The sequence below is a fragment of the Streptomyces sp. NPDC088124 genome (assembly GCF_040685895.1).
Taxonomy (GTDB): Bacteria; Actinomycetota; Actinomycetes; order Streptomycetales; family Streptomycetaceae; genus Streptomyces.
Genome location: NZ_JBFBJB010000011.1, coordinates 176,180 through 187,798 on the forward strand (window position 1 = coordinate 176,180; position 11,619 = coordinate 187,798).

Consider the following 11,619-nt stretch of genomic DNA (forward strand, 5'->3'; position numbering starts at 1 on the left):
CCATGCTCCGCCGCTACAAGGACTTCGCCGTGGATCTCGACATCCGGCGGGACGCCTTCATCGACGCGCCGCGCGCGGAACAGCGGCGCTGGGTGATCCACCGCGCCGTCGACGAACTGGCCGAGCAGCTGCGCCATCTCGACGTCATCGCGCCCGACTTCATCGGCGGCACCACGCGTGGCGAGATCCACGCGAACTGGCACGAGAGCGCGGCCGACTACCACGACGACCAGCTCATCATCGAGGGCCAGCAGGTGATGCAGGACTGGGAGGAACGGCTCATGCACCGCATGGCGGAGCGTGTGACCGCCTCCCACGGCGACATCCTGGAGATCGGGTTCGGCCTCGGGCTGTCGGCGACCTTCATCGAGGAACAGGGGGTGCGTTCGCACACCATCGTGGAGTACAACGACGGTGTGCTCGACAAGGCCAGGAGGTGGGCGGCCGAGCGCCCCGGATCCGACATCGAGCTGCTGCGGGGGCACTGGCAGGCCGCGTTGCCGCACCTCGGCGACTTCGACGGCATCCTGTGGGACGCCTTCCCCACCAGCGAGGCCGAGTTCGACCAGTACGTGCTGCGGGACAGCACGGTGGCGGAGGCGTTCTTCTGCGAGGCCGCCGCCCATCTGCGCTCCGGCGGGGTCTTCACGTACTACACCAATGAGCGGGACTCGCTGAGCCGCCGTCATCAGCGCGGACTGCTGCGGTACTTCTCCTCGTTCGCGGTGGAGGTCGTGGACGGGCTCCGGCCCCCGCCGGACTGTCAGTACTGGTGGACGGACCGGATGACCGTCGTGACCGCGACCCGCTGAGCAGTGACACCGGCAGTGGCAGCAGCAGAAAGGAACTGGAGTGTCCTTCCCCGGAATCGCCGGCCTCTCCCCTTCTCAGCTCGACGCGCTGGAGGACCTTCTCACGGCGGGCGGCACGGCGCCGCGGGAGACCACCGGCCCCGAGCCGACCATCCATCCCGAGCTCACCATCTATTACGTGCCTGAGCCCGGGTCGCCGCCCGACGAGGCGGAACTGCGCGCCCACACCGCGCGGATACTTCCGGACGAGACCGTGTGTCTGCGCTTCGTACCGGTCGCGGAGCCGTCGTCGCTGTCGTCGCTGTCGCCGTCGTCGCCGTCGTCGCCGTCGGAGGATGCGGTCCCGGCGGACACCGGCGAGCGGCCCGACGACGCCGCCGCGCCCGACCGGGCCGCGGCCGCACCCTCGGGCGATCTTCAGCGCTGGCTGGCCGCGATCTGGGCCGACGTGCTCGGCACACCCGTGCCGCCGGTGGACGCGGACTTCTTCACGCTGGGCGGGAGTTCGCTGCGCGCCGTGCGGGTCCTCGCCCGGGTCCAGGCCGTCCTGGACATCGAGCTGCCGGTGGCGACCCTGTTCGGCCACCGCACCGTGGCCGCGCTCGCGGACGCCGTCGAGGCGCGCGCGGCGGAGGTGCCCCACTTCGCCGAGATCGTGGCCGTGGCCGCCGAGGTGTACGGGGAGGGGACGGATGCCGGGCAGCCATGACACGGGGCCCGCCTGGTCCCCTCTCGTCGCCGGTGCCGACGGGGATGTGGTGCTCGCGGTGGACTTCGCCGCGACGGGGCGGCGCGAGGCGACGTTCGCCGAACTCGCCGGCCTGCTGCCGGGCTCGTTCGACGTGCAGCAGGCGGTGCCCCCGCCCGACGCGCCCGCCACGGGACCGGAGGACGACAGGGCGCGGCGCTACCTGCAACGATGGGCCGGTCAGGTGGCGTACGGGCCCGCCGCCCGGCCGGTGCGCGCGGTGCTCGGCTACTGCGCGGGGGGCGTGTTCGCCTCGCGTCTGGCGGACATCGTGGAACGCCGGCAGGGCGAGCGCCCGGTGCTGCTGCTCCTCGACCCGGAAGTGCCCGGCGTGGCCGGCCTCGACCGGGACATCCGCAGGGCGGTGGGCGGGATGGACGGAGTGAGCGACGAGGAGCGGGACGGACTGCTGCGCGGAATCGGCCGGATCCGCGACGCGGCGGGCGACGATTTCGACAAGGCGGCGGAAGCGTTCGTCGCCCTGTACCGCGAGGCGTACGCGACCGCCCTCGCGCGGATGGGAGTCGGCGGTGACTTCGCCGAACAGCTCACCAGGCTGTTCCGCTCCTACACCGGATATCTTTCGGCGGCGCGGCACCTCGGGCCGGGACCCGGCTGGGCATCGGCGGTCTCACTGCTCTCCGCGGGCGTGACCGGCGGGAGCACCGGGCGGGAATTCCGCTTCCCGGTAAGTCAGGAAGATCTTCTGCGCGACCCCGGAGTGGTCCGGACCATTTACGAACTGATATCACCACCGGAAATGACCGATGGCCACCAACCATAACCCGGCAGGAAAGTCAAGAGGTCGCAAAATGGCGAGGGCGGGTCACGTGCCCTATATTTGACATCCATCGAGGGTTGACCGAACTCGATTTACCGATGAGCAACAGGGGGAATGTGCGTTGCACAAGCCGGCGAGTAAATCCGAAAATAGGGTATGCGTAAATGCCCTGAACGTGTCACCCAGGGAACTCCAGGTCGTCAAGTACGTCGCCCGGGGATTTACCTACAGTCAGATCGCCACCAGGCTGGGGATCAGCGTACATACCGTCAATACGTACATCCGGAGAGTGCGCCAGAAATGCGAAGTGGAAACGCACGCGGATATCGTCCGCCTCGGGATTTCCTTAACGAATGACATGGGCGGCTCCGCCGCCGCGTGAGGTGCGGCCGGGCGAATAAACGGGGAAGGGTGGCGCGCGTATGCCTGAGAGTGGTGAATCCAGGAGTTTCACAGGGCTTGCCGGGGCGGTCCGCCGGTTCGCGGAGTCGGCACCCGACGCGATAGCGGTGACCTATCCGGCGGAGGGCGCCACGCTCACGTACCGCGAGCTGGACCGGCGGGCCGCGCTGCTCGCCGCCCACCTCGCGGCGCGGGGCGTGCGGCCCGGGGACCACGTCGTCCTCTGTCTGCCACCGGGCCCGCACCTGGTGGTGGCCTTCCTGGCGGTCGTACGCGCCGGGGCCGCCTACGTGCCGCTGGATCCCGGCCACCCGGCCGAGCGGCGGCGGCTGATCGCACGCGACTGCGCGGCGCGGGCCGTCGTCACCCTGTCCCGGTTCGCCGACGCCCACGCGGGCACGGGCCCGGCCGTGATCGCCGTCGACACCGCGGCCGAGCACATCGCGCGCGGCGACGGCGCGTTCGCCCCGGTGCCCGTGAGACCCGGGGCGACCGCGTACGTGTGCTACACGTCCGGGACGACCGGCACGCCCAAGGGCGTCGTGGTCCCGCACCGCGCCGTGCTCGACCTGGTGGCCTCCACGGACTACGTCCGCATCGCGGCGGACGACAACGTCGCGCAGGCGGCGAACCCCGCCTTCGACGCCATCACCTTCGAGATCTGGGCCACGCTGTGCGCCGGCGCCACGGTCGTCGGGCTGGAGAAGGACGTCGTCATGGACCCGGTCGCCTTCGAGGCCGCGGTGCGCGACCACGGGGTGACCGTGCTCTTCCTGACCACCGCGCTCTTCCAGCAGATCGCGAACGAACGGCCGTCGGCCTTCGCCCCGCTGCGCACCCTTCTCTTCGGCGGCGAGGTGTGCGATCCCCGTACGGTACGGCGGGTGCTGGCCGCCTCTCCCCCGGCCCGGCTGCTGAACGTCTACGGGCCGACGGAGGCCACCACCTTCGCCACCTGGCACGAGATCGGCGAGCACGACGACACCACCCGGCCCATCCCCATCGGCGGGGCCATCGGTGCCACCGTCACCCGCGTCCTGGACGACCACGGCTCGCCGGTGGGGCCCGGCGGCACCGGGGAGCTGTACCTCGGCGGCCCCTGCCTCGCCCTGGGCTATCTGGGCCAGGACGCCCTGACCGCGGAACGCTTCGTGCCCGACCCGGCCACCACCACCGAGGGCACGGCCGACGCCGACGGGCCTGCGGGCAGCGGCGAAAACGCAGCGGGCGACGGCGGTGGCGGTGTCGGCAGGCTCTATCGCACGGGAGACCGGGTCACGGTGCGCGCGGACGGCGCCCTCGTCTTCCAGGACCGCGTCGACCACCAGGTGAAACTGCGCGGCTTCCGCATCGAGCCGGGCGAGATCGAGGCGGTGCTCGCCCGGCATCCGAGCGTCGCCCGGGCCACCGTGGTCCCGCGCCGGACGCCCGCCGGTGACAAGAGCCTCGCCGCGTACGTCGTGCCCTCCGCGCCGGGAACCTCGGACGCCGACGCGCTGACGGCCGAGTGGCACGAGATCTACGAGACGCTCTACAGCGAACCGGACGCGGCCGACTTCGGCGAGAACTTCGTCGGCTGGAACAGCAGTTACGACAGCGCGCCCATCCCCCGCCACGAGATGCGCGAGTGGCGCGACGCCACCGTGGCGCGCATCCGCGAACTGGACACCCGACGCGTCCTGGAGATAGGGGTCGGCACCGGCCTCCTCCTGGCGCGTCTGGCGCCCGGCGCCGACGAGTACTGGGCCACCGATTTCTCCGGGACCGTACTCGACACGCTCCGGCTCCGGCTGTGCGAACGGCCCGTACTGCGGGACAAGGTGACCCTGCGCCGCCAGGCGGCCCATGTCACCGAGGGGCTGCCACGTGGCCACTTCACAACGGTCGTGCTCAACTCGGTCGTCCAGTACTTCCCGGACGCGGGCTACCTGCGCGCCGTGATCGAGGGCGTGCTGCCGCTGCTGGCCCCCGGGGGTTCCGTGTTCCTCGGCGACCTGCGCAACGCCGCGCTGCAGCATCCCCTGCAGACCGGAGTGACCCTGGCCCGTGGCGGCACGGCGCGGGACGCGGAAGCCGTGCGCCGTGAGATCCACGAACGGGTCACCGTGGAGACCGAGTTGCTGCTCGACCCGGGTTTCTTCGCCATCCTGGCGCGCGACCTGACCGGTATCCGGTCCACGGACGTCCGCGTCAAGCGCGGCCATTGCCACAACGAACTGACGCGCTACCGCTTCGACGCGGTGCTGGGCACCGCCGAGCCCGCCGCCGATCTGCGGGAGGCGCCCCGGGCCGCCTGGGGTACGGACATCGCCGACGCGGAGGAACTGGCCCGCCACCTGAAGGAACACCGGCCGGCCCGGCTCCGTGTCACCGGCGTGCCCGACGCGCGCACCGCGGGGGAACGGGCGGCCATGGCCACGCTCGACGCGGGCGCGGGAGCCGCCGAGGCCCGGGCGGCCCTGGCATCACCCCCCGGCGTCGGTGCCGGAGGTGCCGCGGACCCGGAGGAGCTGTGCGCGCTGGCCGAGCGCATGGGGTACCGCGCCCTGGCGACCTGGTCGGGTGCGCCGGGTACCGAGGGCGCGGAGACCGGATCGCTGGACATGGTGCTGCTCGACCCCCGGCGTCTGCCGCCGGGCCCGCTGACGTCCGTGTTCCTCACCCCGGAGGACGACCCCCGCACGCCGGGCGACTGCGCCAACACCCCGGCCGCCTTCGACCGTACGGTCGACCCGGCTCTCGTGCTCCGCGGGTACCTGCGGGAACACCTCCCCGACTACATGGTCCCCGCCACCATCACGACGCTGGGCGCCCTGCCGCTCACCGCCAACGGCAAGGTGGACCGCCACGCGCTGCCCGAGCCCGTTCGCCGCGAGTCCGCGCCCGGACTGCCACCCGCGACCCCCCTCGAAGAGACCCTGTGCGACCTCTTCGCCGACACCCTCGGCACGCCCGGGCGCGACCTTCACGCCGACTCCGACTTCTTCCTGTCCGGCGGCCACTCCCTCGCCGGCGCGCGGCTCCTCTCCCGGCTGCGGAGCACCCTCGGGCTCGACCCCGGCGGGCGCGCGCTGTACGAGGCACCCACACCGGCCGCGCTCGCCACGCTCCTCGGCGGGAAGTCCGTCCGGGCTCCCCGCCCCGACGGCGCCTGGCCGCGCGCGGCGTCACCGCCCGGGCCGGAGACCGGCACCCGGCCGGACGGTGACGTCTGCCGGTTGCTGCCGCTGCGGCTGACGGGCCCCCTGGACGCGGAGGCCCTGCGGACCGCGCTGCGGGATGTGGCACGGCGCCACGAGATGCTCCGCGCCACCTTCACCGCCGACGGGCCGGACGGTGGCGGTGAGCGTGCGACCGGCGCCGCCGACGCGGTCCGCGTCGATCTGCCCGTCGTCCGTGCACCGTCCGGGACCCGCGTCTCCGATGTGCTGCGCGCGGCGGGCCGGTCACTGCCCGATCCGTACGGCACCACCTCTCCGTGGCGGGCCGAGCTGCACGCGATGGGTCCCGACGACCATCTGCTGCTGGTCCGGCTGCACCCGTGGCTGGCCGACGCCTGGTCGCCGGCGCCGCTCGGCGCCGACCTGCTGGAGGCGTACCGCTCCCGGGTGAACGAACACGCGCCGCGCTGGGAGCCGTTGCCCCCGCTCGGGCCGGAGACCGGGAGGCGTCTCCCGGCGGCGGACGCGGTACGGCCCACTCCCCTGCCCGCCGCCGGAGGCCGGCCGGACGGCGACGCGCCGGGGCACGGCGTCCACCACGCCCGTATCCGGGCCGAGCTGCACGGCAGGCTCGCCGCGTACGCCGCCGAGCACGGCACCACCCTGTCCACGCTGCTGCACGCGGCGATCGCCGCGCTCCTCACCCGGCACGGCGCCGACGGCCCGATCGTCACCACAGTCCCCGTCGCGCGCCCCGGCGGCCCGGCCACGCGCCGCGCGGTGGCACCGCTGACCACGGCGCGCGCCCTGCGGATCGATGCCTCGGACGACCCGTCGTTCGGCGTGCTCGTCCGGCGGACCCACGAGGCGGTGGTACGGGCGTGCCTGCGGCCGGACGCGGAGCCGGCCCTGCCGGGGGGTGTCGCCCTCGCCCTGTGGCGGCCGGCCGTCCCGCCCGCCGAGGCCGCGGGGGTGGAGGCGGCGGCCGAGCCGCCGCCCGCTCCGTGCGACGGGGCCGACCTGAGCCTGGTGCTGACGGTGGAGCAGAGCCACACCGGCGCACGCGAGGGCATCGGCGTCACGGCCTTCTTCCGGGGCGCGGCGGTGGCCGGGGAGACCGCGGCCGGCCTGGTCGACGCGTGGATCACCCTTCTCGACTCGGCCATGGACGACCCCGAACGGCCCGTCGGCCGCCTCGATCTGATCCCCCCGGCGGCTCTGGAACAGGCGCAGAGGCAGTGGAACGGCGAGGAGCGGCCCCTGGATCCGGGCACGGCGGGGCGCCTGCTGGAGGCGGCGATCCGCGAGGCCCCCGGCACCCCGGCGCTGGTGCGCGCCGGCGTCGCGGGACCGGCCGGGACGGTGGCCACCTACGCGGAACTGGCGTGCCAGGCCGGAGAAACCGTGGCCACCGGCGCCGGGCCGGCCGGGCGGGAGACCGGTCCCGGTGAACCGCCGTCCGTGTTCGCCTCCCCGGTCGACCGGGTGGCCGCCCTGGTGGCCGCCGGCCGGGCCGAGGAAGGGCTGGCCTTCCGCGCCGAGGCGGGGGCGGTCGCGGGCGACTGCCGGATCGGCGCGCGGCGGGTGGCCGCGGCGGCGGCGTACCGCCGGGGGACCCTGCCGGGCGCGCGGGCCGCCTGGCTGGCCGAGGGCACGTACGGCGGCACCGCGGGGGCGGTGGACCTCCTCGCGGCGCTCGCCGCGGGCAACACCGTGTTCGTCCCCCGCCCGCGCGCGCTCGGGGACCCGCCGGGGCTCGCCGCCTGGCTGACGGAGACCGGGGCGCAGGACGTGATGGCCGGGCAGGACACCGCGCTCCGGCTCTGCGAGGGGATCGCCGCGCGCGGCCCGTGCCCCGAGGCGCTGCGCTCCCTCACCGTGACCGGTGACGCGTACGACCCCGATCCCGCTCTGGTCCGCGCCGCCCGGGCCCTCGGGCTGCGCCTCGTCCACCGGGGCGGGCCGGAGGAGGCGCGCCTGGTACGGGTCCATGGCACCGACGGGGAGGTGCGGGTCGCGCCGGACCACCACGTGTATGTGCTGGACGCCGCGCTGCGGCCGGTGGCGCCGGGCGGCACCGGCGCGCTCTGTGTCGCGGGCGCGGGCGTGGCCTCCGGCTATCCGGAGCTGCCGGGTGAGACCGCGGAGCGGTTCCTCCCCGACCCCTACCGGCGGCCCGGCGCCCGGATGTGGCGCGCGGCCCGCGCCGCGCGACGGTGCCCGGACGGCCGGGTGGAGGTACTCGCCGAGCCCTGGCCCGAGGACCCGTACGAGGACGAGTACGCCACCTTCCGGGTGGTGGAGAACGGGGCGGGGCGGCACGCGGTGTGGCCCAGCGGCCCGCCCGTGCCGGCCGGCTGGCGCGAGGTGCACGCCGAGGATCTGCGCGAGCTGTGCCGCGAATACGTCATCGAGCACGCCACGGACGGCGCCTGACACCCGCCCCTGACGTCCGCCGGCTTCCGCTGTCGCTGAGAACTTCCGCTGTCGCTGAGAAATCGAGGCATTCCATGAGTTCTGCCGAGGCGGTCTTCCTGCCCTGCGCGTCGCCGGCCGAGTACGGGGCGGCGGTGACGCGGTTCGCGGACTCCGTCACGTCACCCGTGCCGGTGTGGACCGGGACGCGGGACGACCTGCTGGAGGGCGTGGCGCTCGCCGAGGACGTCTACGTGGCGCGGCGCGCGGTCCGGCCGTGCGCCACCGGTGTCGTCCTCGGCGACGCCCTCCCCGAGCCCGTCCTGCGCGCTGCCCGCCCTCTCGCCCGGAGCTGGGTGACCGACGTGGCCGACCTCCCCGGGTCCGGCTCGGTGCTGGTCGTCGGCGCGTACCCGCAGCTGACCGCCGGGGCGCTGCGGCCCCTGGTCGACGCCACGCACCGCTCGTCGCGGAACCTCTTCCTGCTCACAGGACGTGACGCGCACAGCGTGAGCTGGATGATCGCCAAGCAGTACGCCGCACCGGACGCCCGGGGTCCGGTCGGGATGTTCTCCGCGCTGGACGCGGCGTCGCCCGTGCCCGGCGTGGAGTGGTTCGGCGCCGACGACATACGCCACCGCGACATCCAGGGGCTCGCCCTCGACCGGGTCTGGCGCCGTCTGTTCTTCCACGGCAACGGCACGGAGGACCAGTTGCACCTGGGCGAGTTCACGGTGTGCGGCCTCAGCCCGGCCGGGGAGCGGGCGCCGGGTCGGCAGGGACCGAAGTGCGCCTTCGGTCTCGGATGCGTCAAGCCGGAGGACAAGCTGGTGCCGGCGCGCGCGGTGCGGGCGGCCGAACTCGTCCTCGCCAACTGCTTCAGCGGCCCGCTCGCCGGCCACGGGGCGTACGACCCGAAGTACCTCGGCCTGCTGGCGGCCGTGGACGGCACGGCCCAGACCGTCGTGGCCACCCTCTTCGCGTGCGACGCGCAGCGCCCGGAGCTCCTCGCCTGGCTGGGAGCGCCGGGCAGGGGCAGCGCCGCACGGTCCCTCAACGACCGGCTCGCCGACATCAACCCGTACCCCGCCTTCGTCCAGGTGGGGCTCCAGGCGCCCGCCGCCGACGAGCCGGAGGCGCCCGGCGGGGACGGCGGCGAGGGCCGCGCCGCCGCGCAGTCGTACCTGCGTGAAGTGGGGGGACGGCTGTCGGGTCTGCTCGACAGCGGGCTGACGCCACGGGACCACCCGCTGCGTCCCCGTCTGCGCCCCCTCGCGGAGACCGTGCTGCGCGACACGGTGCGTACGGTGACGGGCTCCGCCCCGGAGCGGGAGGCGGCCCTCGCGGCGGTCGCGAAGGAGGTGACATCACTCGACCTGGCGCTGGCGCAGCGGTTCGCCAAGCACCGCGACGACCCGGTGTTCGACTTCTCGACGTACTTCGGGGAGCGCAGCGTCGCGGCGGAGCGGACCGTCCTCGACGCGGCGTGCGCGTGCGGCGGCCCGTTGGACGGCTATCTGCACCGGGGGGTGGTGCCCCAGGTGACGGACACGGTGCGCGGGGTCTGCGCGCGGTGCGGCGACGTGTACAACGCGCTGGCCGGGGCACCGCTGCTGCGCGTCGGGGCACCGCTCGGCGGCGCGCCCGGGACGAGCGTGACGGTGCGGGTCGAGGCCGTCGGGCGGCGCGCGGGGACGGTGAACCTGGGCATCGTGCCGTCGCCGACCATTCGCGTACGGGTGCGGCCGACGCTGCGGCGCGTGGAGGTGTTCGCGGGGCAGCCCGCGCGGGCGGAGTTCACGGTCGAGATCGAACGGGACGCCGTACCGCAGTTGTACTGTCTGCTGCCCTTCGCGGTGCACGACCTGGGAATCGCCGTGAGCCGCGTCTACTTCACCGTCGCGCCGGATGAGCTGGAGTGATACGCGGGTCCCGCCCCGCTCCGGAAGGCATTTCGCCCCCACCCGAATTCCCCGGCGGTGTCAAGTCCCGTTTTTCCGTGACTCAACAGCCCGTCGGCGTCCTTGAAATCCTGCGAAGGCACGAGAGACCTCCGAGCAGAGAGGCAGGCTTTCCCTTGTTGACCGAGGAACAGGTGGAGCGGTACGAGGAGGACGGTTACCTTCTGCTGCCCCGGTACGTGGACCGCGCGGAACTCGACGTGCTGCGGGGAGAACTCCCGGTGGTCTTCGCCGAGGACTCGCCCCGGCGGGTGCTGGAGGAGGGCAGCGGCGTCGTGCGCGGGGTGCACGGTGTCCATGAGACCAACTCCGTGTTCCGTACGCTGGTACGGCTTCCCCGGCTGGTCGAGCCCGCACGTCAGTTGCTGGGCAGTGATGTCCATGTGTTCCAGTTCAAAATCAACGCGAAGCTCGCTCTCGTGGGTGAGGTGTGGGAATGGCATCAGGATTACCGGTTCTGGCGTGACGAGGACGGAATGCCGACCGACCGGGCGCTCAGCGCGGCGATATTGATGGACGACGTGGACGAGTTCAACGGCCCTTTGATGTTCGTCCCCGGGTCGCACCGGGACGGGCTGTGCGCCGTCGACACGCGCGACGCGGACTGGACGGGGACCCTGACGTCGAAACTGAAGTACTCGCTGCGCGTGGAGGCGCTGGCGTCCGCAGCCAAGCAGCGGGGCATCGTGGCGCCCAAGGCCCCGGCGGGCTCCGTGCTGCTGTTCCACAGCAGCATCCTGCACGGCTCCGGGCCCAACATGTCACCCGACAACAGGACGATGGTGCTGATCAGTTACAACAGTGTGGAGAACCGGCTGCGCGACGTGCCCGACCCGCGACCCGGGTTCCTCGCGAGCCGCATCCCCGACCCGGTCCTGACCGTTGACGACGACGCGCTCGTCGCCGGATTCCCGCGCGTCTAGCGGCTGGAGAGGACGCCCGCCATGAGTGTGGACAGTCGCGAGGAACGGATCGCCGCCCTGCTCGCCCAGCGGGGTCTCACCCGGCCCGGCGAGGACGGCGCGGCGCCGCGTCGTGACCGGAGCCGTGGCCCGCTCTCCCGGGGGCAGCGGCGGATGTGGCTGGCGCAGACGATGCGCCCGGACAGCGCCGCGTACAACGTCGCGTCGGCCTGGCGGATCGAGGGCGACCTGGACGAGCCCGCGCTCGTACGCGCCCTGGAGCGGCTGTGCCTGCGGCACGCGGCGCTGCGGACCGTCTTCCGCACGGCGGGGGAAGAGGTCGAGCAGATCGTGCTCGACGCCCCGCCCGAGGTGGAGACCGTGGGACGCCCATCACGCCCGCCGCGCGGGACTCCTCGACCTCGTGGAGGCAGAGG

Annotated in this window: 8 protein-coding genes; all 8 read left to right on the top strand. The window is 73.6% G+C overall.

Translation table 11 applies throughout. The features are described from left to right. The first annotated feature begins 2 nt into the window (after nucleotides 1–2). Nucleotides 3–812: a class I SAM-dependent methyltransferase gene (locus tag AB0P17_RS11815; RefSeq protein ID WP_365809913.1), complete on the top strand. Its 810-nt coding sequence runs from the start codon at nucleotides 3–5 to the stop codon at nucleotides 810–812. 40 nt (nucleotides 813–852) lie between these two features. Continuing rightward, the gene (locus tag AB0P17_RS11820; RefSeq protein ID WP_365809915.1) at nucleotides 853–1,521 is read left to right on the top strand and encodes a phosphopantetheine-binding protein; all 669 of its coding nucleotides are present in this window, start codon (nucleotides 853–855) and stop codon (nucleotides 1,519–1,521) included. Next, on the top strand, nucleotides 1,505–2,344 hold the full coding sequence (locus AB0P17_RS11825; RefSeq protein WP_365809917.1) for a hypothetical protein: 840 nt from the start codon (nucleotides 1,505–1,507) through the stop codon (nucleotides 2,342–2,344). The genes AB0P17_RS11820 and AB0P17_RS11825 overlap by 17 nt, the downstream gene beginning before the upstream one ends. Nucleotides 2,345–2,516: 172 nt before the next feature. Further along, nucleotides 2,517–2,723 carry a helix-turn-helix transcriptional regulator gene (locus tag AB0P17_RS11830; RefSeq protein ID WP_365809918.1) on the top strand — a complete coding sequence of 69 codons (207 nt, stop codon included), beginning with the start codon at nucleotides 2,517–2,519 and terminating at the stop codon, nucleotides 2,721–2,723. A gap of 40 nt (nucleotides 2,724–2,763) precedes the next feature. Next, nucleotides 2,764–8,340, top strand: coding sequence for an amino acid adenylation domain-containing protein (locus AB0P17_RS11835; RefSeq protein WP_365809920.1), 5,577 nt, complete (start codon nucleotides 2,764–2,766; stop codon nucleotides 8,338–8,340). A gap of 74 nt (nucleotides 8,341–8,414) precedes the next feature. Beyond that, nucleotides 8,415–10,241 carry a hypothetical protein gene (locus AB0P17_RS11840; protein ID WP_365809922.1) on the top strand — a complete coding sequence of 609 codons (1,827 nt, stop codon included), beginning with the start codon at nucleotides 8,415–8,417 and terminating at the stop codon, nucleotides 10,239–10,241. Nucleotides 10,242–10,399: 158 nt separating this feature from the next. Beyond that, a complete protein-coding gene (locus AB0P17_RS11845) occupies nucleotides 10,400–11,203 on the top strand; it encodes a phytanoyl-CoA dioxygenase family protein (RefSeq protein ID WP_365809923.1) in 804 nt (267 codons plus the stop codon). Between the two features lie 21 nt (nucleotides 11,204–11,224). Next, on the top strand, nucleotides 11,225–11,619 hold a 395-nt coding region (locus tag AB0P17_RS11850; protein WP_365809925.1), incomplete at its 3' end, for a condensation domain-containing protein.

Excerpts from the sequence above, each read along its gene's own strand:
- AB0P17_RS11825 (WP_365809917.1), top strand. The coding sequence starts at position 1,505 with ATGCCGGGCAGCCATGACACGGGGCCCGCCTGGTCCCCTCTCGTCGCC.
- AB0P17_RS11835 (WP_365809920.1), top strand. The coding sequence starts at position 2,764 with ATGCCTGAGAGTGGTGAATCCAGGAGTTTCACAGGGCTTGCCGGGGCG.
- AB0P17_RS11840 (WP_365809922.1), top strand. The coding sequence starts at position 8,415 with ATGAGTTCTGCCGAGGCGGTCTTCCTGCCCTGCGCGTCGCCGGCCGAG.
- AB0P17_RS11815 (WP_365809913.1), top strand. The coding sequence starts at position 3 with ATGCTCCGCCGCTACAAGGACTTCGCCGTGGATCTCGACATCCGGCGG.